Origin of the sequence: Erythrobacter crassostreae, from assembly GCF_019204045.1 — a bacterium.
In the GTDB taxonomy this organism is placed as follows: Bacteria; Pseudomonadota; Alphaproteobacteria; order Sphingomonadales; family Sphingomonadaceae; genus Erythrobacter; species Erythrobacter crassostreae.
On the sequence record NZ_JAGSPC010000001.1, the window covers coordinates 1,057,554 to 1,082,982 of the forward strand.

A 25,429-nucleotide genomic window follows, 5' to 3' on the forward strand; every position below is an offset into this window, starting at 1 on the left:
AGGTTGGATGCGAGCCTTCAATAATGTGCGTCCCGGGCACGATTTTCTGTATTTGAGAGCTTCCGAAAACGAGATGGGATACTGTCGCTAATAGGCGGATAGCTGTGTGATCGCTTGAAAGGGTCAATCGGTCCCACAAGCTAAAATGCGTCTGAATTTTTCATAAACCCAAGGTCGGGGCTGGCAAATCTACCAATGTTGGGTTGGACGCTGCTCATTTCGGTTTCAGATACGCCAAACCATTTCGCGAGTGTGGCGGAATACTCGTCTACAGATGTGTTAGGTAGCAAACGGCCTCGCCCGACTTGATCTTCTGAATTCAAAGAAACGCTAGGAGCTGTGCCATAGAACCGATGGCCTCGAACAGCGCCTCCTAGGACAAAGTGATGGCCGCCCCAACCGTGATCACTCCCAGTTCCGTTGATACTTAGCGTCCGTCCAAAATCCGATGCAGTGAACAATGTGACCTGATCCGAGATCCCCATTTCTAGGGTCGCGCTATAAAAAGCATCCAGAGCATAATCCACCTCTCCTAACAGCCGTTGATGCGCATTGAGATTGCTGTGACTATCAAAGCCTTTGATCGTAACGTAGAAAACTTGTCTGCTCACCCCAAGCGAGTTCCTTGAGGCGATAAGTCTGGCAACGATAGCAAGCTGGTCTGCCAAATCATTGCTAGAACCAAAATCGGTCGAGATCGTAGAGCGAGCTAACGCATCATTGATGAATGCCCCGTACTCGATCGAGCGCCGGTTAATATCCGCATAGTCTGCTTTGAGAATGTTGGGGTCGGTCGATCTAATCAACTCATCCAAAGCCCTGCTGGCAGTGCTTGAGCCTTGTACATTCCGGCGTAGTCCGGAAATCAACCCAGGCCCTGATGGAGTGATGCGGTAAGGGACTGCTGTCTCGCCATTGAGGAAGACGCTAGTTCCGGCGACGTTAATGCATGTGAACATTGAGTTTTGGTTCGCCCCTTGTGCTAGGTCCGACATTCTTCCACCCCATCCGCTACGCGCACCTTCCGGCTGTGAGCTTTGCCAAATCGAGCTCTGATCATTGTGGGAGAAAAGGAACTGAGGACGAGGGAATTTCGTTTTGTCTCCACTTTCGTACTGAGCCTTGGTCAGAGGTGCTTCCAAGGTTCCGACATTCAAGACAGGAGCCAGTCGACCATCATCAAAGTGCGTTTTCAAGCGCGGCATCCAAGGGGAGAGCGCGTAGTGGATGTCGTCGGTTAGTATTTGATTTGCATCTTGAACCAATGCGGTCGGAAGCAATTGGTCTCTGTTAAAGCCCACAACCTGACCAGTAGATGGGTCTGGATGTCCGCGAATTGCAAAATATTTTGCATGGTTCACCGGGTCGTAAGGAATGAGCGTGTTGGCGTGGTCATTGCCACCAGATAGAAAAACGCAAACTAGCGCTTTGTATCCATCAGTAGCACCGAAAGCGGCGCTTTCTGCGACCCCAGCTAGGCCAAGCCCAAAGGATGAAGTAGCCCCGGCGCTAGCCAACTGGGTAGATCGCTTAATGAAGGCACGCCGCGACAGATCATCAGATTTTCCGATATACATACCACCACCTAACGCTGAATGAGATAGTCGGGCGAAGCCATCGTTAAGAACGCGGCGATGCGGACACGCTTTAACTTTCCATCCTCGTCGTTAGGAGACTCCAAAGAGATCGACTCGATTGCTCCTAATATCAGCGACTTAGTTTGAGAGCTCATCTGTCTAGCGGTCATGATCAGATCGAGGTGAGTCACAAGGGATTGAGGATCGGTGGCCAGTTCGATCTGATCCGCGAATGAGGTTCGAACGTCCCTTGAGGCGTATCCTAGCCCATCAATCATAAGCTGAATGAAATTGAGATACCCCGCGACAGACGTTTCGTTTGCCAAAGCGAATTCGGGTGCGACCATTCCGTTTCGCTGAGCATTGGACGATCCATCAACAAATGACGGTCTAAAGAAATTGAAGACGGACGGCGAACGAAAGGGAGATTGGGCAAGCTGGTCATAGTCTCGATCCAGTCGATCTAATGTCCAGTTCCCAGATATGGACGATGCTCTAAAAGACCGTCCCCACTGAGCAAGGCGCAAAATAGGTTCGCGCAATTTGCCAAATCTGGAATCGGTCAAAGAAGCTTCCGAAAGTGCCTCCTCGTCCAAGAGTATGGCTTTGAATACCGCGCTCAGGTCACCTCTTATGCCGTTACCATTGTCGTTAAAAACAGTAGCAACTCGTCTCACGTATTCCGGCGAAGGGTTACTTGTAACCAGTCTCTGGATCATCTGTTTGCCGAAAAAGGGCCCAACATTTGGATGGGCAAACAATGCGTCTAATGCCGCCTCCAATGTCGCCTCAGGACCAGTTCCCGCTGGTATTGTAATGCCCAGAAATGACTTTTCTTCGTGGGAATGTAGCGAATTAGACTGTGGTCTTCTCCACCTTCGCGGGTCGGCTGTTATTGGTTCATAGAGGAAGTCCGGCTCCTCGAGGGCCCAGTTCGAGTTTGGGTGTGTCGAGATATTCGTGTTCGAATAATCGAAATTATATCCGGTAAAGCACTTTGCTAGGCCGACCACATCCTCGTTGGTATAGGTCTCGATAGCCCGACCGTCGCTCGACTTAGTGCTGCCATCTAGATTCAATTCAACCAACCCGATTGTAAAGAGCTGCATGATCTCTCTGGCGAAGTTCTCGTCAGGTTGCCGGTTCGTAATTACGTCGGATTTTTGACTCCCAATTACGTCTAGAAAACTGGCCATCACCGGGCTGATCGTAACCTGCTTCAAGAGCTCTCGAAAATTGCCGAAGACGTTGGCATTGAGCATGTCCCAATAGGTGCCGATCGCTAGTGGCCGCCACCTGATATTCAGGTCTTCAACGTTCACAACGAAAAGTTCTGATAACGCGAGTGACGTTCTCTTTCTGACTCCATTGCCGCCAACCATCAGTTGGTTCCAAGTCATGTAGTCCGCCATTCTCTGCTCATTGAAGTAGCTGTTTTCGTCGATGACATCGAAATTTCGGTCGCGAAAAAACTGGCGGGCAGTGAGATCGTTGGGCTTTGCCATTTCTTCGTCCAGCCACCTTGCATAACCCAACTTGGTCACGCTCTGAATTTGGGCTGATGATGCTGATAGAGAAGCGTGGAGCAAGAAACGGGCAGCTTGGGCATCGCTTATCGGGTTCGCTACTGTCCCGGCTGAACTTCCCGCGCCATTCGATTGAGTTGGTCCTCCAGAACCATTTGTGCCGCCGCCCCCGCATGCTGCTGCACCTAAAGTGACAATTGCGCCAAGGGCAGCCCTATTGGCAGGTGCGGTCGGCATCCCGGAAGGGTGATCGTCGTTTGGAGCATCGCCGCTCGCGATTGGATCGTGCTGTATCGGAGTATCGATTTGCTTGATTCCTCGCTTCGCCCACCTAAATATCAGTCAAATTTGTAACTGATGGAGGAAAGATAAGTGATGAGAAGAACTACGTAGTAGAACTCATTATGAACTGATTCTATTTGTCTCAGATGAAACCAAATTTAATTGTGATGAAGCATGAGAGGCGAAAAATTTGGTAATTCGGGTGAAGCGAAACACCATTATGCCTTGTAATTTCATGCACTTAAATGTTTTGGGAGAGTGTCTTCTGAGCAAGCTGTAGGCAGTATCCGCCGCCGGCCTATTACAGAGTTTTAATCCCCAAAATGGACTAAAAAGCCCCTGCACTACAGAAAATCTGTAGTGTTTTGGTGGGTGGAGTGACCGCTTAAATATGCCCTCAGGTGAAGAGGTACCTGTGTATTTTAGCTGATTATCCAGTACCATAGGGGGAATGAATGGCGGGCGATCTGAAAGGGAATTTGCAAGAGGCAGCCGCGCTACTGAAGTCGACGGCGGCGGATCTGTTGCACGCAGGCGAACGCGGTCAATATTCAAGTAACGATATTCTTGCTGATATGGAGCGTTCGAAGCAACTACGTCATGACGTACTCCCAAATGATTGGTGTGACAGTCCTTCGCTGGACATTGTGATTGAAGTCTATTCGGCAAGCATTGAGTGTAGGAAGTGTTACGTAAAACATGCAATGATCGCCAGCGGGGTACCGCACGCTACGGCAACAAGGTATCTTCAACGCCTTATCGCGAAAGGCTGGATACTAAAATCAGCGACTGGCTCCGACCGAAGGAAAGTACATCTAGCGCCTTCAAGCAGGACTTCTGACTTAGTCGGCGAATGGCTAACTCAACGGAGTCGCGATTTAATGGCCCTTGGCTCGAATGGGGCAGATCGGCCGCCCGTGTTCGAGAACGACTCACGATAGCTAAACTCTCGCAATCTAGGAAAACCCTATCGTCAAAGTCCGCCTTTGGTTGCATGATGTTTTGGACCGATCTTGTTCACAGATGTCAAGAGAACGAGGCTCAGAAGCACCTGATTGAATTGTAGTTGAGTCATCGACTGATCTCATCGCAGGCGGGCTTTCAAGGCCTATGAACTTGAGTGCTCAAGTCTCGAACTGGGTCGTTGGCTGACTGTCCGCTTTCTCGAGGATACCTGTGAAAGCAGACATTCCGCAACCGACCCAATTGCAGACGCTTAGCCTAGGGCACTTCGCCTACCAGAGCGAACGGAGTCCATACAGCGGGATGCGCAACCTCATAGCGAGGGTCCTAGCGAACCTCGCGCATCGCAGTCTGTTGCGCCTCGGCGCGCGGCATGTCAGCCTTTGAGAACTCCAGAGCTTTCACGGTTAGCATGGTAGCAATGTCGTCAAAGACGGACAAATGTGTCACCAATAGACTTTGCGCGCTCGCATACAAGAATGCCTGCAACAAACCTGACAAACCGATCTCGCTTAGCTTTCCCGAGGGCGACGCGGTGTTGCACGCCGACAGGATCATCCACTCTGCCGATGTCAGATTGATGCCGACAATCTCCGAGGCGGCAAGATAGCCATCATCACCCGGCAGCGCTCCGGGCGGCGGGGTGAACACCAAGCCCGGTTCGACCAAATTATCGCTTTCCTCGCTCGTTAGGCCAAGGGTCGCGGGATGAAGGACCGGGGCTTAAGATAAGTCCATCTGCCGGATGGCGGTCTCGGTCATGGTGTTGCCCAGAAACCGCGCGGCGTCAGGGACTCCCAGCGCGCCTCGCTGCGTAGGCCCTTCACTTCATCCGTGGTTGCAGCACGCACAGTGTCACCAGCAAGGCGGCGCTTGCCGGCCTCAATGAACTCCTTGGGCCAAGTGTAATACAAGCTCCGGGCAATGCCCTCGCGGCGGCACAACTCGGCGATGCTGTCATCACCACGCAAGCCCTCCAGCACGATGCTGATCTTGTCTTCTGCTGAGAAGTGCCGATGCATCCGGTGGCGGATGCCCTTCACAACGTGCTCGGCAGGCTGCTTCGACTTCGACCTTTTGGTTCTCATTTTCGTTCCGTCGTCACTACGAAGAGGACCAAAACTCTCTTAAACTTCAACCGTTAATCTGTGCCATGGGCGCTGATAGGGAACAAGCATGGCTGGAATTAATACCTAAGCAATTGACGCGTAGCAGAACTTGAAATCATCTCGAGTGTATTAAACACTAAATCGACCTTGATACTCTGTGGGTGGCACTCCAATCTCGTTCACGAAAACACGGCGCATCGTCTCAACACTTCCGAAGCCGCACTCGCTTGCTACCGCCTGCAAGGGTTGTTTATGCGTTTCCAGCGAGTTGCGAGCGGCTTCTAGTCGAAAACGCTTGATCATTTGAGCCGGAGACTCCCCCGTCTCTGAGTTATACTTCCGGCTAAATGTGCGCGGAGACATGTGGCAGTGCTCAGCCAGCGCATTGACGGATAAATCGCCATCCAAATTCTGACGCACCCAAATATGTAGATCGTCGAAAACGCCTGATGTGTCCGCGATTTGAGCTTGGAGCACAGTGCTAAACTGCGCTTGGTTTCCTGGCCGTCGCATGTAAATGAGCATATGTCGGGCAATAGCCATTGCGACATCACTGCCCACGTCCTGCTCAACCATAGCCAACGCCATATCGATACCTGCCGTTACGCCAGCTGACGTCCATATATCATCATCTTGAATATAGATCGGCGCAGCATCGACGTTAATAGAGGGACTTAGAGCGGCCAGTTCTTCACATCGCTTCCAATGTGTAACGGCCCTGCGACCATCGAGCAGGCCTGACTTCGCAAGAAGAAATGCGCCAGTACAGGTTGCGCCGAGTCGAGCGCCCGATTGCGCGACAGTTTTAAGCCAATCCTGCACGTCGCCGCGATTTGAAAAGGCAAAGATACCGTTCCCACCTGTGACCAATACAGTATCAGAATCCGCCATCTGGATATTCAACGCAGAACGCGTGTCTAAAGTCGTTCCGATATCAGTTCGAATAGGGCCACCATCAATGCTGATGAGTTCAACTTTGTAGATTGGCTCATCAAGTTGAGAACGGGCTTCGCTGAAAACCTGCACGGGGCCAACGGTGTCCAGCATGCAGCAGCCATCGAAGACGAAGCGGTAAAAAATACGTGTGGCATAATTTGTGGGCATAATGTCATTTATGCCATTCTTGGGTTGTGTTAGTCAAGCGTCGTCTGAGAGGAATTGATATGTCTGCTGTCTTAAAACTTACACCTAACGTTGTTTCATCAACCAATGCCTTGTTTCCTGATCTGAAGACGCGTCGCCAAATGGATGACTATGTTGGAGACCGTTTGCACACGGCGATGAATGAGCTCGTTGCTCGGCCGGTTTCCCCAACAGTAGAGCTAGGCACCTTTCGCGCGGACTTAGCCGCTATGGACTTTCAAGATTCGCATTCATTTGAAGCTGCGGTCGACTGGATGATTAGCGGGCTTGGTGAGGGCATGGTCCATATGGCTAGCCCAGGCTATCTGGGCTTGTTCAATCCAAAGCCAACCTTTCCAGCGGAAGTCGGCGACCGGATAGCCGCCGCATTTAATCCGCAAGCCTGCGTGTGGTCGCACGCACCGCTACCTGTCGAAATTGAAACCCATGTCATTGCAGCGGTCGCAAAAAAGGCTGGTATGCCAAGCGGTAGCGGTGGTCATTTTACATCCGGCGGTTCAGAAGCCAATAACACCGCATTTCTTTGTGCTCTGACACGGGCGGAGTCGAATTATGCGGATCATGGGGCATCAGCGTTTGACGGTGAGCCGCGTATTTACATTTCAGATGAAAGCCATCTCGCATGGCTCAAAATTGCGCATCAAAGCGGCGTCGGGCGCAATGCCATATCGCGCGTCCCGACTGATGGCCAAGGCCGTTTCGATGCCCCCAAACTTAAAAGCATGATCGAAGACGATATCAAAGCAGGCCATAAGCCCGTTATGATTGCCGCAACAGCTGGCACGACGAATGCGGGAATGGTCGACCCTTTGAAAGACTGTCGCAAAATTGCCGACCAATACGGTCTGTGGCTTCATGTCGATGCGGCGTGGGGCGGTGCTTTGATTGCTTCGCCCGACAATTCTGATGTTTTGTCAGGCATTGAGACCGCTGACTCTGTGACGATCGATGCTCATAAATGGTTCGCGTCAACAATGGGCGCCGGCATGTTTCTAATCCAGAACCCATCATTTTTGCCGGAAGTCTTTAATGTCTCCGCCAGCTATATGCCGTCCAATGAAGAAACGATTGATCCTTATGTCAACTCAATGCAGTGGTCGCGTCGTTTTATTGGCATACGCCTGTTTCTTTCGCTCCTGATTGGAGGGTGGGACAGTTTTCAGGACCATATTGAACACAGCCTATCGCTTATAGATCGATTGACCGAGGAACTGTCCAAAAGAGGCTGGACGTTATGCAATGACAGCCGCATGGCGATTGCTTGCCTGCAACCCCCTACCAATGGTCCAGAGCCGGGGGAGATCGTTGAGACCATTTTAGAGAATGGAACTCACTGGATATCTGCGGCTAGATTTGAAGGTGAAAGCGTGGTCAGGGTCTGTGTTACAAATTACGAAACAACAGAATTACAAATTGATGACCTTATTGAGCAACTAGATCGTGCCGCAATCGCTAGGCGTTAGGCTGTTATACTTGCTAACGTTTATGAGGTGAAACCTCAGAATGCTAGCACCGATCACTTTAATTCAAATCTATTTATCCGACGCTGTTTAAACCAGACGATCAAAGAAACATGTCCGCAAGACAAGTCACCACGCATTACAGGGTTAATTCGATATACTCATAGATTGAAAGGCGAAACTTCTAGTAAATAGATATACGCGTGGCCGGACAACTAGCAGAACGAAGCGAATAAGGAGTGCTCACATGATGAACCGACTTAAACCACGGTGTTGCGCTGGCCTTCTGGGTTTGGTCATGGCGTCATGTTCGCATGTCAGCCAAGACGCGAGCACCCCGATATCCTCTTCTGAGACGCGGCTGATTGAAGAAACTCTTACTGATTACATTGAAGGGACATCTTTGGGGACGCCAGATCAATTGCGGAGCGCCTTTCATCCGGATTTCAATTTATACGCCGTAAATCCCGATAATAGTCTCAGAATTTGGTCTGGTCAGGATTATATCTCCGACTTCAAAGTGGGAGAGTCGAATAACCGTGTTGGGAAAATTCTGTCTATAGATTTCGAGCAAGATGTAGCCGTCGCTAAGGCAGAGGTTACCATCCCTGGATCGCGTGTCTTCACCGACTATTTCTTGCTTGTTAAATATGAAGATCAATGGCGCATCATTCATAAGTCCTACACCTCACGCCCCATCGATGAAACCCTCAAGTGATCAGGCCCAGACAAAATTCAGTGTTAGATTTGAACCCGTTTCAATGGACTGCCCGCGATATGCCAAACCTCAAAATTGGAAAAACCGCTATAATGTTTTTTAGTAAGACGCTTGGCCGTTCATTAAGGCGGAATAAGAAGCATTTGAGCCTCACAGCTATATCGTCTGTTCTATTTGCAGCGACCGCGTGCGGCCAAACATCTGTTGAGACGAATACGCTAGACGCGAGCTTGCGAGCTAAAAATACGGAGATACATTATACGGTTAATGAAGGACCTCCGAACCCTTGGATTATCTCACCGGAGATCAACCCGGATGTTCTGACACTGGAATGCGCTAGTCAGAAGACAACGCGCGTGACATTCGTCACCGAGATTGAAACTCAGACCTTTGATGTTTCGTTCGAGAAACAGGTTAGGTTCGACATCATTCTTGATGACGGATCGGTCGCGAAGACAGCGATTGCGTGCACATCCTTACCCCGTCGGTATCAAGGCGATTACTCTCCCCAGCGCAAAACAGCCGGAAACTTAGCTGCGGATTTGGGTCCTCTGATTGACACCTATGTCGACAGCGATGGACCCGGCGCGGTGCTATCGATTTGGAAAAATGGAAAGCCTCTATTCGAATATGAGCGAGGACTATCTGATGTGAAAGCGCGTCAACTTCGGGATCTTTCTCAGCCTTTCGACATAGGGTCTGTCAGCAAAGAGTTCACGATGGTGAGCATCATGCAACTCGCCGAGCGGGGTAAACTCAAATTCAGTGATCCATTATCCAAATATGCTCCAGACATTCAAAACGCAGATAAGATTACGATCGCGAATTTACTCAATCATACTCACGGACTGCCCCATTACCTCCAAAATGCAACTTATGCTCCAAACCGCCCTCTGACCTTGGATGAGATCACACGCTTGCTCAATGAGCAGGACTTACGATTTAAAGCGGGCACGCGGCTGGAATACGGCAATACCGGGTATTTTCTACTTGCGAAAATTGCTGAGATGGCGAGCGGGCAATCGCGCGAACGCTACATTCGCGAGAACATATTTGCCCCTCTGGGTATGACCCAATCCGGCTTTTTCTATACCGATGCTGAAAAACTGGTTCCTGTGCAAGGCTATAAGGATGTAGCTGGTCGCTACACCATCACCGGTCCCATCGTGCATCCTACGCATATGGCAGGCATTGGTGATATTGTTAGCACCGCTTCGGATTTACGCCTTTGGCAAAAGGCAATCTCCGAAGGCGCTATGTTGACGCCGTCGTCCTTTGATCGAGCCTACGCGCAAACCGTTTTACCCGATGGAAGCAAACGGGCTCGGGGCTATGGCTTTATGATCGGATATATTGGCGGACAGAAGTTTTTCTATAATTCAGGTGATTTCCACACACACACCCAGCACGCCTATTTCCCTGAAACCGGCCTTTCAATCGTTTTCAATACGGCGATTACGCGGGAAAACGATCTAGGTGAACCAAGCGTCATTCTCGCTCAAATTTTGGGGAAGTTATTCGATCAACAGAATATTCAGCTTTTGAATATGGATGTGGACTTGAATGAATTATGAGTGCGTATCTTTGACTTAGAATTGGGCGGCTACCGCAGCACACAGCAAAGACGCAAAACATTTGCTGATAGAACCCTATTTTGCAATCTACTTGGGACCAGAATAGTTGATTTTTTATCTAGTGCGGCAGTCATGACTGAATTTTTACCCCACATGCGTCTTGCGACGCGCTGGCTCTCTTATGGCCTGATCCTGTTGGGCCTCATGGCAAATTTTCATTCAGCCTTAGCGCAAACTTCAGGCAAATATTCGGATGCGGACATCCAAGCGGTTGAGTCACATGTAATTCGGTCAATGGAAAGCTTGGGCACGCCCGGCGTTGCTGTTGCGCTCATTGATAATGGCGAGATCGTCTATATGGGCACTTTTGGCGTCATAGACATCGCCGGCACCTCACCTGTAACGCGTCAAACTCCATTTCAGATTGGGTCCCTATCAAAATCTTTTACAGCGCGAGCCATTCTTCAATTGGCCGCCGAAGACAAGATTGATTTAGTCGCGCCCATCGCCTCTTACCTTCCTACTTTCAGAACTCGTAACAAAATTCAATCTGATCTGATCACTGTCAATCAAGTCCTTAGTCATACATCGGGCATTTCAACGCTGGACGGTAATCGGCACCAGATGACTCAGTATAACGCTGATGATGCATTGTCCTTCGCCCTATCGAAACTGGAAACTGTGGACCTGAAATACGCACCGGGTTCCACTTTTGAATACTCCAATGCAAATTTTGTCGTCGCTGCAGCGCTCTTGGAGGAAATTGAGCGCGCGCGATTCGAGGTTATCTTAAAAGAGCGAGTTCTCCAGCCTCTGGGAATGGAAAATAGTTACGTGCGCCAAAGACCGCTTCAGTCTGCGCCACCAGCTATCGGACATGCCCGATTGTGGGGATCAACAAAGCCCACCCCCCATATAATGAGCCGAATGAATATTGGCGGCGGCGGTGTCACGGCGAGTATCGAAGATATGGGCCGTTACATGCTCTCCGTGATAGGCTCTGATAGGTTCAGAGCAGGCAATAGCAAACTGGCTTCCGATAGCCCGAGCGCGATCTACAGTTATGGCTGGTTTGTGGAGCGTGAACTCGATCCAATACTTGTAAGCCATGGCGGGTTAAATCCGGGCTTCTCTGCCGCAGCAGCGTTTGAACCAGAAACCGGAAAAGGCTTCGTATTGCTGACAAATCAAAGTGGGACTTTGAAAGGCGAAATAAGGAATGGTGTTGAAGACATCATGAGGGGCTTCTCGCCACGCCCGGCAACACCCTCTCGTTTCGCTTACGCCTCTGCCGTCTTCGCCGTCATTTTACCCGCCTTTCTATTGATCGGCGCGCTCCTTTCGATCAAACGTATCAACAAAATGCGAAGTCGCGACCCGCAAGAGCGCTCGCCAGTATGGAAGATAGGGCTTCTGATAACCATTCTCACAGGCCTAATTTGGGCGTGTCTTTTCGCCATTCCTCAAAGTTTTGGCGCAACCTTTAGATCAGCCTTTATGTTTCAACCCGATGTCATCGGGGGCCTTGGCGTATCTGCGCTTATTTGTTTTGCCTGGATTATAGCCCGACTGATTTTCGCGGTGCGGCAGCGAACTCGGAAGACATGAGAATAGAGCTCGAATTCTTCGATTGAGGTTCTCCAAATTGTCCGTCGTAAGCGCATTTGGTGCAACCTAAGCGTCAATCGCTTGGATTACCATTCCGACGAAAAGAGCCTGTTACGCAGCGGTTTCGGCGGGTGAAGAGCTTACAGAAATTCGCCTCTGTTCACGCCAACTTCCACAATCACTTTGATGTACAGCGCGACCTCGTCGACAGACAAACTTTCGAGGAAAGCCGCTCAGCCGCATTTGCTGAGTGGCAATTTCTTGCGGCCCAAACCCAGCTCGACCTTGCCACAGCTTCGCCAATCAGAGACAAGTGCAGTTAGTCTGACGACACGTGGATTTGAAATGACGGCAATTGGGCCGAAAGTGGAAGTTCCGCTATGAGTTCTTACTTTCCAGAAAGCGGACTTTTGAGTACTTTGGTTTCTCGAACGTTGTCATACCCGCTAGCACTTCCCGATCTATCTTGGGCCTTCTGGCAGGATTATTATGATCTTTGTCCACGCCAAGCAGCTTCTCGCGGACAAACCCACTTTTTTTGTTGATCATGCTAGCCTAGAGCGCCCTTCCTGCTTCAGTCTCACTAGACAATGCGTCAAGCAAAATGGCAGCGATTGATCGCCATTCATTTGCGATCGCGTCATAACCTGACAATGGTATGGTTTGCTTAGATCGGATATCCGCAAGTAGCTCCACCACCCGTTCGCGCGCAGCGCTATCGAACCGACCGGCCGAGATTAGGTACCGAGCAAAATTTCCTGTTACCTCCGGATTTGAGTTGACTTGAATTTCTTGCCCAAATCGAAAGGCGGCCTCTTCGTCGTTTCGCAATCGAGCTATCACTGAACGATTTGCTAGGACCTGCCCGTCGAACTGGTTTCGCCATTTGCGGGTAACCAATTCAGCCACAAAATTTGCAATTTGCTCCGCGCTCGCCACGTGGCAGGCCAATAGAGCGTTGAGTGTCCATCCTCCAAGTTGGTGAGCCAAGTTCTCCTCTAGTGGAAACGCCGGTAAGGATTGATGGCCTGGATCATATATCGCAAGTGGAATTGTGTCCGTCGTCGAAAACCCGAAGCCACCAAGGCCGGAAAGGCATTCGCGTACATGCTCGATATCTGGAAACTGCTCGAGCAGAATGTGGGCAATCTCCGCTTTCTCGGAGAGGCCTTGATTGCCGTGTTCGCCGGAAGACATGGCTTCCATACACGACGCGAGTAATATCTCGCTCTTTGGACTGAGCCTCGCGAGAGACCGCATCGCACGCGCAGTTCTCGGAAGACTCTTCGTTTCTGCCAATTCCAGAAATGCTCTTTGCGATGAAGCAGACGCGTCGGGGGCCTCGCAAAGCATATTGGCATATTGTGGGCCACTGACTCCGGAGTCGAACCTTTCCTGCAAAGATGGGCCAAAGGCTTTTTGCAAGCTTTCATGGGATCCACACAGCGCTCGATTTACAGATGGAATTTCATCAATCATCCTTCCGGTTGACAGTCGTGCAAGTTTCTCGCCTTCTTTAATCGACGCAATGCAATCAAGTTTGCCGATGGTGGCAAGGCCAGCAAGTGATGCAGCCCGAACCTCATCATAGTTCGGGCCGACCGACAATGCGCCATCCATCAAGTATGCCTCCAATTGCTCAATAGCCGTATCTTCGGTGTTCGCGCACAATGCGATAGTTGCAAGGGCACGCAAATCTGCATCGCTTTCCCTCAAAGGTTCGCGCAGTAGGTTCGCGAGGTTGGTCCCTTGTGGAGCCTGTGCCGCCGCCTCGATTATTTGGGCTCTTAGCTCGGTTGGCAAAGGTGTGGCCATCCCAAGTATGAGGTCAGCAATCTCAGGATCATCCTGAAAACCAGTTGCTATCGCCGCTAGAGGTGGATCCCGATCCGATAAACACACCATAGCCAGTTCCCGAACTCGGCGATTTGCGGCGAAGTTGCTGAAAAGGGTCGAGGTTGGGCTAAATACCTTACCCTTATGTCGGCTCTCAGCCATGATGGCTTTCACTGCGTCGTCGTCACTTCCGTCGCAGCCGGCAGAGACTAGGCCGTGCGCCAACATGTCTCTTCGCAGATCGGGCAAGTCAGCCATTCTTAGAAGTCGCGAGCGGGCCTTTTCTTTGTCCCCAAAGATTTCCGGAACGAAAGCGGCCACGTCCACAAGGTTTTGATCATCCCAACTTGCGATCTGATCGAAAGTGTTTCTTACGTCCGGATGATCACGTCCCCACCCATTGAGGAGGGCGCATACGGCCCAATAGCGATTCATGCCGTCCCTCTCTGACAGAACAGTGCACAGAGCTTCTGCAACCGGCTTGTCAGCAACATGCACGACGTAGTTAATCGATTTGTGGACAGAGATTAAGGTGCGTTTCGCATCGCACCAATAGGCGTTGGCTAATTCGCGAATCTTGTCGTCCATCTCCGCAATGCGACCAACATGACCCCAAACCCGATCGTCTCGGAAGATATTGAATGGAAATTCGGATTCTAGCTCTTTTCTGATCCACTTCCGAACATCTTCCCTCTCTCCTGCACCCTCCATAAGAAAAGCCACGGCCACATCGTGCTCCCATGGAGAGTCATGCCGGTGGCCTTGATGGTCGAGCGCACTAGAAATGAGCTCATCATCATCATACCAGTGCTTCATCAGCAAGGCAGCAGCTAGATCTCGATGAGGATATGAAATACCCGCCCAGAAGCCTGTCGCCCTTAGCAAAGCGTCACGCCTCTCAGATTGCAGCTCGCCTTGAGACGCAAGCCCAAGAATCCCAACAATCTGAAGGTCACTTTGCTCGTGGTTAGCGGCCTCTTCAAAGAGCGGTCGCAAGCTGGAGTCCTCCCCCCAACCCAAAGCCAGACATTCGAGGTAAGCAGCCGCCGTTGACAGGCTACTTGTCTGCGAAAGCGCATCAATCAGCTCTTGCTTAGTTGCTTGGTCCTTTCCGAAATGGTGGATCAGTACGGCTGCAGCCGTTCGCTGCGTTGCCTGGTCTTCATCACGCAACGCCTTCCACAGAACTTCAGATAGTTGGGGGGACGGAGACCATGTTCTCAATGCCTCTATCAAGGAAGCCCCATGAGAAAGACGAGACGGGTACCAGCGAGGGAGCTTGGGTTCGATTGTCTCGGATAGGATTGGATCTGACCATCCAGCTAGCAACGTGTCCAGAGAGTGACGCCTCGCAGGCATCCAGTCTTCCATTTCCACTCTCTTGATGCTCTCCGACACAAGCCGCTTCGCGGTGACTGGGGCCTTGGACGCAATCCCGATCGCTATGTCGTCCAATAATCTAGCTAAGTTGTATTCCGAATATTTGTCTGTTTCCCGCTGTTCGATTTCCTGAACAAGGCGCTCGATCTCATCGCGGCGCGCAAGTCCAGATAGCAAATGGACAATGACGTTTCGCCACCGCGGCTCTGCCGCTTGCTCAACCACAAACTTCGCAATGTGATCGAAAGGTAAACCTGCCAGATACTCTGCGCTTAGGAATTCCTCGAAGCTTGCATGTACGAAGCCAAATTCGCCCTGTGATTTTTCGACTACGAGGCCTTGGGTTTCCGCGTTTACCGCGAGCATCTCGTTGGCGACGGAGAGTGCCTGAGCTTCTGAAAGCGCGTAGCTGTCCAACGAAGTTAGGTAGCTTGTCAGGATGTTTCGCGCTTTTTGCTTCGCTAGACTCCCCCCGCCTGCTTCTTCTCGAAGAGCATGTGCCAGTCTACCAAACGCGGCGCGTCTTTGATCAGGGTCCACCGCTTGATCTAGCCGATTCTCGGTGTCCCCAGACGCTGTTGCTCTATTTGTAGGGTGAATCTCCAGTAACACTCTTACAAGCTGGTTATATATCTCAGGTCTTGTGCGAGGCAGTATCTGCCCGCGTAATGCCAATGTGATTAAGCCCACAAGGAGCAAGGGAACGGTGGCGATCGTCACTAGACTGGGGTCGCTTGAAACCTCGCTGGAAAAGCTTCGGGCTCGTTCAATGGCAGCTCGATGCGAGGACCGATCATTGCCAGGCGCGAGATGGCGTTCAAACCATCTATGGGCAATCGCTACTTGCTGTTCTTTAGAAAGGGGTGCAATCGTTCCCCTAGACCATCCCGATGGGACAGCTCCTATCCTATCGGCTCCACGCGGCCTTCCGGACACAATTGCTGGCAGTTCATGAGCGTCTACGCTTGCCAAGAATGTTGAAAGTGCCGTCCGAGCAGACTGCTCGTTCGCCCATTCGTCCATTCCGTCGACCAAGAGGAGGGCTCGTTTTTCGTCTATAGCCCGATCAATTAAGTCACCTAGCTCGGTGGTCAGAAATGGCTGTAGATGTAACCGCGCCATCTCTTTGATGCCGACTGACCCCCCCTGTTTGGCGGTCATTGCGGCCCATCGAGCGAAAGGAACGTAAATTGGAAGCAAGTCTGACCACCGCGATATCAATTGCGCAGCATTGAGTTCACTAGCCAACACTTGAAGAGCGATCACCCGAAGCAACGTGCTCTTGCCGCTACCAGCTTCTCCGAGCAGGAAAAAGCAACTGCCATCTGCGAGCCATCTGTCTGCAGTCGTTCGCCTTATCCGTTTTTGACCAACACCAGGTCTCGAAATCGATGAATCTGGATATACACCACTGCGACCGCTCAAGTCGCCTGATGCTTCGTCATCTTTACTTGAGCGCTCGCTATCATCCGCGAACGGTCCAGCTGTCTCGTTCACATATATGTCCGGAACTTCAAATCGCTCAAGCAACGAGAGGGGGGGATTGGTGCCAGCATCACTGATTGACCCAAAACTCCCAGGATCAAAAAGGTGAAACTGCGAATGATAAACGTTGGCTAGCTGCAGTCGAACCTTGGCAAATTCACCGCCATCTAAGCGGGCGCCCAAAGATTCAGCGCACTCTCTGCCTAAGAAGGCCTCAACCCAATGCCGACCAAAAAAGTCGTCTACTATCGTGCTATGATCGCGCAGAACGGAGCTTAGCAGTTCTCCATCGATTGCCCTAAACTTGACCCCCTTTCCCTCAAGACGCCTAGTCTGTTTCTCGATCTCTTTCTGAGCCGAGGTTGAACTCAATGAAGCTTGGACAATTAGTTCGAAGCCATCCGATTGCTTCAACCACTCTCCGGCTACGAAGAGATCAACTGCTTCTCTTATCTTTGAAGCACCAAAACGCTTGTGCTTCTTGACCTGTGCACAATGATATCGTCCATTTGATTGTCGGGCGAAGATATCAATGCCCTCCTGTGCTTCGCCTTGTAGTCCAAAGCGACGGCAATATTCAATTTGCCCTTTCTGTTGGATAAGCCTGTGGCACAGCCTTTCAAAATTCTCCCAAGTAAGTTCGCCCATTGGAAGAACTTGTACCTTTGATTGGACTGGCAGGTTTGGTCGCGACATGTCTGGTGGCGACAGTACGGTGCTATCGTTAGGTGGCGTGGAATAAGTCATCAATTTATGTGCGCTTAACTTGCCATGTCTGGCAAGTGATGATCGGAGTAAAGCTTGAGAATAACTTGATCTAATTTCGAACGGCAGGCTCGAGGTATGAATACGTCATTGTCATTCTCCCTTGCAGGAATGGCCTTGGAAAATGAGGCCCGCTTAAAGGAACTAAGATCTCGGACGGCTACGTCATGGATTGGGGCGCTTTCCTCACGGTCCGATTCGGCCCACGGCGACTGACCGCTTTCGGCTAGATACGACGTTCAACGCAGTCTAACTGGACGAACGACTTTGGGGCGCTACCTTCCAGCTAGTCCCTCTTGGACGTGGTTGCTTCGGCCAACTCGGAGATGGCATCAGCCATATCTGGGCTGCCGGTACGTCGCAGCCCCCGCATCAACCCCGCCAGGAAGCTGGTCTTCGACATGATGTGATGGACCTTGTCCCAGCGGCTCCCTTGAGCCTTTGACGCGACCTCGTGCTGCGCCAAGACGCTGCGCAACTTGGCCTCATACTCCTCGCCCAGAAGTGGGACGGTGCCGACGTAGTACAGGGTCTCAGCATCGGCGACCTCCTCAAGGCTGAATCGTTCGAGTACCATCTGATCCAATTTCGCCTGCTCTGGGAGGCCGTTTTCCAGCAGCTGGCTGATGTCCTGAGAGGTCAAAAAAGCGACCTTGCCGTCCCCTTGGCGCGGTGGGTGGGCCGCAAGCCACAGGTCGGCGAGTTCGATGAGTCGCTCGCCCGTCAGGTGCTCCGGGCGGCTCAACTTTCCGAGGTGGACGCCCAGCTCACCCGATCGCTCGATAGTGTTAATCGCCTCGGTGAGCGGACCGTTGCCGATTCCAAACCTAACCTTGACTGCCTTGCGGCGATCATCGAAGTCGGCTTCGGTCCAAGTTGACCGCGGGCCCAGCATCTTCGCCACCTCGACTAGATCGGTGCGCGACAGCAACTTTGTGAACGTGCCGGTCGGCCACTCCACCTCGAGCCCCTCGACCCGGTCAGTCAGCGCGCGCACCAACGACTTCAGCCGATGAACGTTCGCGCGCACGAGCTTGAGATGGATCGTGGGATTCCTGCCCAAGCTGCGGCGACCATCCCTGTTCTCGAAATAGCGCAGCTCGCCTCCGTTCTTGTCGATCGCGTCTAAGCTCACCACGAATGGGCGCAGTTTGGTGACGAGCTCTCGCGAGCGGTGGTCAGGGACCGACTGCGCATCGAGGTGCTCCCAGTAGGCGAAGATGTCATGGTCCGGATCACCCGGGCGGTCCGCAATCATCCCACTCCTAGCGAGACTACCGATCACGAATTTGAGCGCTAGCTCAAGACCGTGCCGCGCGTTGTACAGGATGGGCATCGCAAGCGTGTCGCGACCCCCAAACATCTCGCCGTCGACCAGTGCATCCGCCACGATCGCGGCAGCGTCGAGGAATCCCTCAACGTAGTTTAGCTCGAATCCTTGGGTTCCGACGCAAGCGTTCCACTCGCCGTCCCTAACTCTTTCAAAAAACGGATCCCGCATCGGCATGGACCTCGTTATCCTGCAGATGCGCGTTGAACAAAAGGACAAAAAGCGCCGTGTGGAAACAAGACCTTGGAAAATGCGCCTAACAGCGGCCTCGTCCGCCGCCGGCTTTGAAAAGAGGATCGGCAACCTGTGCGCCACGGACGATTGTCCCCACATGGAGGCACCCATGCTGATGCCAATTGCGTTGGATGCACGGAGCGTCTGCTTCTGGGATCAGCGACGAGCTGATCCGAAGGCTGATATTGGGGCGCAAAGCTGACGGACTGCACTTCTTGTTACCTTACAGAAGTTTGTCGCCATGGCGCTACTGTCCAATGCTAACAGCCGCTCAATCCAGCAGTTGCCCCGCATTGACCTTAAGCGTCTTAGCTAGTTTCTCGATAACCTCGATCGAAGGGTTCCGAGCAGCGCGTTCAAGGTCGCTGATGTAGGTCCGGTGGATATCGGCTTCGTGAGCGAACTCCTCTTGGCTCCAGCCTTTTTCATGGCGGATGCGTCTTAGATTGGCAGCAAGTCGATCACGAATATCCACGCGCGCAGTTGAGGCGTATGTCGCCGATCAATCTACAGACGATCAGTGACATAATGCTTGACTGCGCTTGCCATTCGAGCAGTAGTCCATGTCACTTATCGACTACAGGAGGCCGCCTTGAAGCAATTGATACTTGGAACTCTGTTAGCGGCTGTGGCAGCGCCTGCGGCAGCACAGGAAACGGACTGCCAGACCTATATCGGACGCACCCTTGCTCCTCTTGAATTTAGCGAAGTGCTTTCCTCGCTCGAGGGTGAAGAGCCTAAGGGCGCATATGAAACAAGCGAGGCCTATGAGCGCCGACTGGCCGAGGCTTCAAACCGCGCAAATGTCGGCCCCGTTGTTCTGCGCAAGCGGTGGAGCTCACCGCGTCCATTCTACAATGCAGACAAAGGCAAAATTCCATTCACTGCGGACAACTTTGGAAAACGTGACCGAAGCTTCAGGTCGCTCTTCCGAGCGGAACTGCGCGGCGCCAAAAGACCGCTTGGATTTGTCATTGGTCGAGAGACGCTCCGAGAAAGCACGAGGGAGGCGACCAATGGCTTTGGTGCCAAAGTGACGGTTGAGCAAACCTACGAGAACCTGTTCGCGATCTGGGAGAAGCCGATTGACTATGATGAATCACCGTTCAAAGAAACGCGTAGAAGAAGCTATCGTCCAATCGACTTCGAAGTCGGTCCAGACTCGGCGAGGGACATCATAGAACATGGGAGCGCCGCCTTTCTGTTTGCACCAACTGCCCCATTTGTCAGCGAGGGTACCAACGCGACCGAAGCAACATTCCGGCGCCCAATGGAAACGTTTAGCAAGGTGACGGTCTTGCACGGAGATGTTCATTGTGCCTTCGTACTAGACAGCGCTGATACAGTTAGGCTGGCGCTTACGGTGCGATGAGCTCGAGCCTGCGTGATTGTCTAGTAGGCGCCCCAAGGGTCAACATCATCCGAATAATCGTTGTCGGAATAGTCAAGCGGATCGGGAGCTTCTGGGCCGACCAAGTCTGGCTGATGGTAGCTCCACTGTTGCCGAACGCGTTCGAGCAGCTGAGTCAGCGCATCGACCTGATCGTCGAATTTGGAGTTCGGGAATGCGAGAAGCTCTTTTACAAATGCGTCGAGCCAACTGGCTTCGTTGGGAAGATAAACTTCTCCAGCTTCGAGGATGCTGGAGACACCGGCAGCTCGCGTAACCTTGTCTGCTTCGGGTGTACGCCCTAGCGGTGTGGGTATGCGAGCCTGATGCTCTGTCTTTAAAGCCTGCAGGAGCTGAGAGCCGGAGGCCTTGTCTTCGATTAGGATTGTCTTGGCACCGTGGCGCTGGGCGAGTTCGACAGCTTTCTTCTGCAGCTCAGGAAACTCCAACCGTCCGCGCCAGATATGCGTGATGTAGACGTTCTTCTGGAACACGGTTGCGGTGACGCAGACCGACCAGTCATTCGTGGGGCCAGTTTTGATGGCAGTGTCCCATGACTGGATAACCTCACCATATTCATCGAAGGTGTCAGGGTCGTAATATTGGAGCCAAGAAGCCTGAAAGATGTTGCCTTGGGCTGGGATCGGGTCCTGTTGGTACTGCGCGTTGAATGCAGGCGAGCCCATCGCAACCTTGAGCTCATCTAGGGTGGAAAGCGGCTCGCGCTCCGGGTGCAAGACTTCCCCCGATTTGCGTTTGTGTTGCTTGCCACGGGTGAGCGGGATCGTGGCATCTTCGGTCGCGATTGCGGGAAGTGACAGATGGTTCCAACCACCTGCTTCAAGCAACATGCCCGTTAGATCAAACTCATGCAGTCGCTGCATCACACAGAGTATCGCACCGGACCCCTTGTCGTTTAGCCGCGACGACAGCGTTGACTGGAACCAATTGTTCACATTGTTGCGCGCAACTTCCGACATGGCTTCGTCAGGCTTGATCACATCGTCCAGAATGATGATATCGCCGCCGCGCCCTGTAAGCGTGCCAGTGACCGAGGTTGCTAGCCGTCCTCCGCCGCGTGTGGTTTCAAAATCCCAGTTGGCAGAACGCTTTCTCGAGATCTTCGTTGCTGGAAAGAGCTTCTGATACCAATTGGATTGCATGATCGAGAGACAGTCCCGCGCAAGCTTGCTTGAAAGCTCGTTGGAGTAGCTCACGCAGACAAAGTTGAGCGTGGGATCCTGACCAAGCATAAACGCCGCCCAGATGATCGAGATCAGCTTGGACTTGCCGTTGCGCGGAGGAAGATTGACGATCAGTCGCCGGGTGTCCCCGCCGGCAACTCGCTCGAGTTGATGCGCAATCGCGTCGAGGTGCCAGTTCCAGCTGATGAGCTCACCCCCTGTCACCTCTGGCCAAGCCTTCATCAGGAAAGCCACGAAAGACCGCTGCCGCGCACGATTCAGAATGAGATGCGGTTTTTGGGGTGCAACTATCTCAGTCATTTTGCTTCTCGCCAAGATCAGACGATCCGTTGCTGTATCCAAGCAATTGCTCGAGAAGCTTCTCGTCTTGCTTCGAGAGACGCTCAGAACGAATGTCTTCGTCTTCGACGCCAACGACGTTGACCACAAGGCTGGAAAGCTGAACGATCGCTTTGAGCTCACCTGCCGCGGCTCGAACGGTTAATGCCTTAAGAGCGAGCCTTTGCTTCGTGCCAGTGTGTTCTTGACCCGCGATCTTCACTGTCATTTTAGACGCTAGCTCTTCTTTGAGGTCAGTCTTGAGCCCTTTGGATCCTTTAGGTCGGCCTTTTGGATTGCCGGACTTGCCCTTTTTGAAGCGATGCTTTTTGGGCGGTTTGGCAAAGCCAACCTTGTCGTCGCCATCGTCAGCGTTGTGCTTTTCTTCGCGATCTTGGCTCATCGATCAGACCTCCGCGCCCTGGCGGCGCTCAGCCGCGACTTCGGCAAAAGAGCGACCGTCAGCATCGAGTACCGCTTCAAGCCCACCTGCTTTTGTCAGACGCTCGATCGCAACATCGACATAGCCCGGGTCAAGCTCAATACCGGCTCCGCGCCGACCGGTGTGCTCAGCGGCAAGTAGGGTGCTACCCGAGCCCAGACAGCAATCCACCACGAGCTCTCCGCGGTTGGAACAGTCCAGCAAGAAGTCGGCGATAAGCGCGGTCGGCTTGACCGTGCTGTGAGCAGCAAGGTCTGCTTCGCGTCCCTTGCGGAAGGTGTTGGCGCCCGCATACTCGACTACATTGGTGCGGTAGCGACCGGTCTCGCCAAGCCCGAAATTGTTGGTGTGCTTCGCCTTGCCGGACTTAAACACAAAGACGAGCTCGTGCTGACTGCGATAAAATCCGCCCTGACCACCTGTTCCCTTGTCCCATACGACCAGCTGCTTGTGCTCAGAATAGACGCCGTCGGCTGCATCGAGCAGCTCGCGGATGTGACGCCAGTCCATGCAGTGATAATGAACCGACCCGTTCTTTGAAAAGCGCACACAATTGCGAAACAGAGCGCGCAGGAAAGCGGTAAACTCAGGCGGCGACATCTCGCCAGCACCCATCACAAACTCGCGGTGGTGGTTCTTGCCATTGCCGGACACGAACCCGTCGATCGGAACATTGTAGGGCGGATCAGCAAAAATGATGTCTGCCCGGGCATTTCCTACCAGTGCTTCCCAGCTCAAAGCATCACGCGCATCTCCGCAATAAATGCGGTGCGGGCCAATCAGCCATAGATCACCGATGCGCGAAACCGGATCGGGAGGGGGATCGCTTGGACCCTGATCGTCGAGGACTGTCTCGTCATTGTTTACGATGGCGAAATCAATATCGCCTGCACCGAACCCGGTGAGCCCAATCTCATAATCCGTTTCGAACAGGGCCGAGAGTTCCTCAGATAGTATATCCTCATCCCAGCCTGACAATGAAGCGATCTTGTTGTCGGCAAGAGCAAAGGCACGGCGATCCGCATCGCTCACGAACTTCGCTCGGATGATCGGCACTTCACGAAGGCGAAGCTCATAGGCTGCAAGCCAACGTCCATGTCCGGCTGCGATCATATTGTCGTCATCGACGATGATCGGAACAAGCCAGCCGAACTGCGTTATGCTCGCCCCGATCTGGTTGATCTGCTTCTTGGAATGGGTCCGTGCGTTGCGTGGGTTCGGTTTGAGCGACGCGGTGCGCACTGTCTCAATACGGGGGTGAGTCTGTGTCGTCATCATTGGCTCCTGAGAATTGGAGCCGATCATTTATACGGGATCGCACATCTGATTAACGAGAATAAAGTGAGATGTTTTTGTCAAATGCCTTGATTTCGATGCCGGGGCCAGGCCGCAGCTCGCCTTTGCTATCAACAACAGTTCCATACATCGGGAAAAGGTCCAGAAAGTCCAGCCTCTTTCCAGCATACTCAGTTCGGATCGATATAGCACATTCTACTAGCGTCATGAGGCGGACTTTTGGGTCCACTTGCTCGAAGAAGTGTGGAACAATTTGACTGACACCACTCACAAAATGGGGTGCATACTCCCCTGGCTTTCCACGGTGCGCCAGAACGGGATGCCCTGAGAACTGCTGGATCAAAGCAATTAGCCCAGCGACGTGATATCGCAATGATCCGTTCTTTGGTGCTCCACGGAGTTTTGACAATGAGCCGAGTAATTCGGCAGCTGCATTGTCTATATCGGATTGCCTAACTTCTCGGCTTTCGGGCTCAGCGAGTATCCTCGCGCGCTTCGTAATCTCAACCTCGATCACGAGATGCACACGCTTCAGTTCCAGGCTCGAACGCCGCTTACGCGTAAGTGATCGTCCAATCGTTTCGATGGAGTCGTTGAAACTCTGCCTGCCTTCAGAGATCTGTTTACAAAACGAGTAGTTGGCGGCCAGATAACTTAGGCGCTTCTGGAACTCCTCCACTCGCTGCTGCAAGCGCACAGGATCCTTCGTTGGATTGGGAGATCGCGGAAGGTTGGCAGGGTCAAGTGTGCGTGGGCGTCCCATAGTCATTACCAGATATCACGGGCCATCAGCGAATGCGAATTCGTTGATACGCCCTGAGAATTCCCTGTTCAATATCTAGGGAAAACCGCCTCAGACCCAAGGATCTCTGGGACCGTCGATAGGAGCTATGGCAGCAATCAGGCGCATTTCCCTGTAAATTCCCTGCATAACAGGGAACCTAACAAGCGAGACTGGTTAGTGCTGGACTGCGCCATTCACCACCTTTTTATGCCTTTTCAAACGCATTGGCCGCCGTGTTCTGCGGCGCGCTTCATCGATTTATGCGCTGCGGGTGTCCAACCACTGCGCCAACTTTACGCCGCCTGTGATCAGGAATGGCACGAGCACAATGCTGAGCGCGACTTTCGCGAGGACTTGGCCGATCATCAGATTGGTGATGTCGAACTCACCGTAAAAAGCGAGCGTTATGAAAATGACGGAATCAACTGCCTGACTAAGCGCTGATGCAATCGCGCCGCGGATCATCAGGCCAGTGGTGGTTGCCTCGCCGCTGCCGCGCAGTTTCGAGAAAATCCAGACATTCAATAGCAGGGATGTGATGTAGGCCGCCGGTCCCGCCATCAGGATCCGAGGCGTTTGACCTAGAACCCGCTCAAATGCGGCGAGATCGTCCAGCCGGAATTCGAGCATTTCTGATGATGCAGGCAGCGAAAGCACCAGATAAATAATCGCAGCCGATAGTGCGAGCGGGATAAAACCGATCCAGATCAGCCGGTTGGCAAGCTTCTGTCCGTAAAGCTGCGCAATCGTGCTGGTGATCACCACAAGGAGCAGGAACGGGAAAATTCCCGCTTCAACCGCAAGGCTGCTGGGCCACAACTGCACCTGCTTGAATGCAACAACGCCTGCCAAAACGGTCATTCCGCCATACAGAATGATGTAGACAAACAGACCCATTGGCGCGGCCAGTGCGCGTTCTGCATTGGGGTCAGTTGTTTCGATTGACGTGTTGGTTTCGCTCATGCCGATAGGCGTAAGGCGCACCACAGGAAAAGAAAAGCCGC

17 protein-coding genes and 3 pseudogenes are annotated in these 25,429 nt (G+C 52.4%); 7 read left to right on the forward strand and 13 right to left on the reverse strand.

The annotated features are described in order from the left end of the window. Positions 1-140 precede the first annotated feature (140 nt). The 5 genes and pseudogenes from KCG46_RS05315 to KCG46_RS05335 all read right to left on the reverse strand — a co-directional run bounded on the left by KCG46_RS05315 (position 141) and on the right by KCG46_RS05335 (position 6,561). Complete coding sequence (locus KCG46_RS05315) at positions 141-1,577, reverse strand: DUF1501 domain-containing protein (RefSeq protein WP_218404251.1); 1,437 nt, start codon at positions 1,575-1,577, stop codon at positions 141-143. Positions 1,578-1,585: 8 nt separating this feature from the next. Then, positions 1,586-3,340, reverse strand: coding sequence for a DUF1800 domain-containing protein (locus KCG46_RS05320; RefSeq protein WP_218404252.1), 1,755 nt, complete (start codon positions 3,338-3,340; stop codon positions 1,586-1,588). Positions 3,341-4,675: 1,335 nt separating this feature from the next. Beyond that, a pseudogene (locus KCG46_RS05325) lies at positions 4,676-5,056 on the reverse strand (CHAT domain-containing protein); the annotation flags it as partial. Positions 5,057-5,151: 95 nt separating this feature from the next. Then, positions 5,152-5,436 (reverse strand): annotated as a pseudogene (locus KCG46_RS05330) (transposase); the annotation flags it as partial. A 150-nt stretch (positions 5,437-5,586) separates the two neighbouring features. After that, a complete protein-coding gene (locus KCG46_RS05335; RefSeq protein WP_218404253.1) occupies positions 5,587-6,561 on the reverse strand; it encodes a GlxA family transcriptional regulator in 975 nt (324 codons plus the stop codon). A gap of 59 nt (positions 6,562-6,620) precedes the next feature. Here KCG46_RS05335 and KCG46_RS05340 point away from each other — a divergent pair, with 59 nt between their 5' ends. The 5 genes and pseudogenes from KCG46_RS05340 to KCG46_RS12755 all read left to right on the forward strand — a co-directional run. Beyond that, the gene (locus KCG46_RS05340) at positions 6,621-8,063 is read left to right on the forward strand and encodes a pyridoxal phosphate-dependent decarboxylase family protein (protein WP_218404254.1); all 1,443 of its coding nucleotides are present in this window, start codon (positions 6,621-6,623) and stop codon (positions 8,061-8,063) included. A 244-nt stretch (positions 8,064-8,307) separates the two neighbouring features. Further along, complete coding sequence (locus KCG46_RS05345; RefSeq protein WP_218404255.1) at positions 8,308-8,778, forward strand: nuclear transport factor 2 family protein; 471 nt, start codon at positions 8,308-8,310, stop codon at positions 8,776-8,778. A gap of 59 nt (positions 8,779-8,837) precedes the next feature. Beyond that, a complete protein-coding gene (locus KCG46_RS05350) occupies positions 8,838-10,352 on the forward strand; it encodes a serine hydrolase domain-containing protein (protein WP_218404256.1) in 1,515 nt (504 codons plus the stop codon). Continuing rightward, on the forward strand, positions 10,353-11,960 hold the full coding sequence (locus KCG46_RS05355) for a serine hydrolase domain-containing protein (RefSeq protein WP_218404257.1): 1,608 nt from the start codon (positions 10,353-10,355) through the stop codon (positions 11,958-11,960). It abuts the gene before it with no gap. 86 nt (positions 11,961-12,046) lie between these two features. Then, positions 12,047-12,283, forward strand: a pseudogene (locus tag KCG46_RS12755) (hypothetical protein); the annotation flags it as partial. A 232-nt stretch (positions 12,284-12,515) separates the two neighbouring features. Here the strand turns inward: KCG46_RS12755 and KCG46_RS05360 are convergent. Both KCG46_RS05360 and KCG46_RS05365 read right to left on the reverse strand, forming a co-directional pair. Further along, entirely contained in the window at positions 12,516-17,408 is a 4,893-nt protein-coding gene (locus tag KCG46_RS05360) for an NACHT domain-containing protein (protein ID WP_218404258.1), read from the reverse strand. 304 nt (positions 17,409-17,712) lie between these two features. Continuing rightward, entirely contained in the window at positions 17,713-18,933 is a 1,221-nt protein-coding gene (locus KCG46_RS05365; RefSeq protein WP_218404259.1) for a hypothetical protein, read from the reverse strand. On the opposite strand from KCG46_RS05365, the gene KCG46_RS05370 reads away from it, so the two are divergent. Next, positions 18,932-19,192: a hypothetical protein gene (locus KCG46_RS05370; protein WP_218404260.1), complete on the forward strand. Its 261-nt coding sequence runs from the start codon at positions 18,932-18,934 to the stop codon at positions 19,190-19,192. The genes KCG46_RS05365 and KCG46_RS05370 overlap by 2 nt on opposite strands. Before the next feature lie 69 nt (positions 19,193-19,261). On the opposite strand, the gene KCG46_RS12730 is transcribed toward KCG46_RS05370, so the two are convergent. Beyond that, entirely contained in the window at positions 19,262-19,465 is a 204-nt protein-coding gene (locus KCG46_RS12730; RefSeq protein WP_218404261.1) for a helix-turn-helix domain-containing protein, read from the reverse strand. 117 nt (positions 19,466-19,582) lie between these two features. On the opposite strand from KCG46_RS12730, the gene KCG46_RS05380 reads away from it, so the two are divergent. Then, positions 19,583-20,362 carry a hypothetical protein gene (locus tag KCG46_RS05380; protein ID WP_218404262.1) on the forward strand — a complete coding sequence of 260 codons (780 nt, stop codon included), beginning with the start codon at positions 19,583-19,585 and terminating at the stop codon, positions 20,360-20,362. Positions 20,363-20,382: 20 nt separating this feature from the next. Here the strand turns inward: KCG46_RS05380 and terL are convergent, their stop codons facing one another. From terL to KCG46_RS05405, 5 genes are all read right to left on the reverse strand, one after another. Next, a complete protein-coding gene (gene terL, locus KCG46_RS05385; RefSeq protein ID WP_218404263.1) occupies positions 20,383-21,885 on the reverse strand; it encodes a phage terminase large subunit in 1,503 nt (500 codons plus the stop codon). Next, the gene (locus tag KCG46_RS05390) at positions 21,878-22,306 is read right to left on the reverse strand and encodes a DUF5681 domain-containing protein (RefSeq protein WP_218404264.1); all 429 of its coding nucleotides are present in this window, start codon (positions 22,304-22,306) and stop codon (positions 21,878-21,880) included. Before KCG46_RS05390 ends, terL begins: the two co-directional genes overlap by 8 nt. 3 nt (positions 22,307-22,309) lie before the next feature. Continuing rightward, a complete protein-coding gene (locus KCG46_RS05395) occupies positions 22,310-23,623 on the reverse strand; it encodes a site-specific DNA-methyltransferase (protein ID WP_255551774.1) in 1,314 nt (437 codons plus the stop codon). 49 nt (positions 23,624-23,672) lie between these two features. Continuing rightward, the gene (locus tag KCG46_RS05400) at positions 23,673-24,332 is read right to left on the reverse strand and encodes a hypothetical protein (protein ID WP_218404265.1); all 660 of its coding nucleotides are present in this window, start codon (positions 24,330-24,332) and stop codon (positions 23,673-23,675) included. Positions 24,333-24,683: 351 nt separating this feature from the next. Continuing rightward, on the reverse strand, positions 24,684-25,388 hold the full coding sequence (locus tag KCG46_RS05405) for a queuosine precursor transporter (RefSeq protein WP_218404266.1): 705 nt from the start codon (positions 25,386-25,388) through the stop codon (positions 24,684-24,686). Between the last annotated feature and the right edge of the window lie 41 nt (positions 25,389-25,429).

What these genes read in the sequence shown, in the direction of transcription:
- KCG46_RS05335 (WP_218404253.1), bottom strand. Translation starts at nt 6,561, where the DNA reads ATGCCCACAAATTATGCCACACGTATTTTTTACCGCTTCGTCTTCGAT.
- KCG46_RS05405 (WP_218404266.1), bottom strand. Translation starts at nt 25,388, where the DNA reads ATGAGCGAAACCAACACGTCAATCGAAACAACTGACCCCAATGCAGAA.
- KCG46_RS05365 (WP_218404259.1), bottom strand. Translation starts at nt 18,933, where the DNA reads ATGCCGATGCGGGATCCGTTTTTTGAAAGAGTTAGGGACGGCGAGTGG.
- KCG46_RS05340 (WP_218404254.1), top strand. Translation starts at nt 6,621, where the DNA reads ATGTCTGCTGTCTTAAAACTTACACCTAACGTTGTTTCATCAACCAAT.
- KCG46_RS05395 (WP_255551774.1), bottom strand. Translation starts at nt 23,623, where the DNA reads ATGATGACGACACAGACTCACCCCCGTATTGAGACAGTGCGCACCGCG.
- KCG46_RS05350 (WP_218404256.1), top strand. Translation starts at nt 8,838, where the DNA reads ATGCCAAACCTCAAAATTGGAAAAACCGCTATAATGTTTTTTAGTAAG.
- KCG46_RS05320 (WP_218404252.1), bottom strand. Translation starts at nt 3,340, where the DNA reads ATGCCGACCGCACCTGCCAATAGGGCTGCCCTTGGCGCAATTGTCACT.
- KCG46_RS05315 (WP_218404251.1), bottom strand. Translation starts at nt 1,577, where the DNA reads ATGTATATCGGAAAATCTGATGATCTGTCGCGGCGTGCCTTCATTAAG.
- KCG46_RS05345 (WP_218404255.1), top strand. Translation starts at nt 8,308, where the DNA reads ATGATGAACCGACTTAAACCACGGTGTTGCGCTGGCCTTCTGGGTTTG.
- KCG46_RS05370 (WP_218404260.1), top strand. Translation starts at nt 18,932, where the DNA reads ATGGACCTCGTTATCCTGCAGATGCGCGTTGAACAAAAGGACAAAAAG.
- KCG46_RS05360 (WP_218404258.1), bottom strand. Translation starts at nt 17,408, where the DNA reads ATGACTTATTCCACGCCACCTAACGATAGCACCGTACTGTCGCCACCA.
- terL (WP_218404263.1), bottom strand. Translation starts at nt 21,885, where the DNA reads ATGACTGAGATAGTTGCACCCCAAAAACCGCATCTCATTCTGAATCGT.
- KCG46_RS05390 (WP_218404264.1), bottom strand. Translation starts at nt 22,306, where the DNA reads ATGAGCCAAGATCGCGAAGAAAAGCACAACGCTGACGATGGCGACGAC.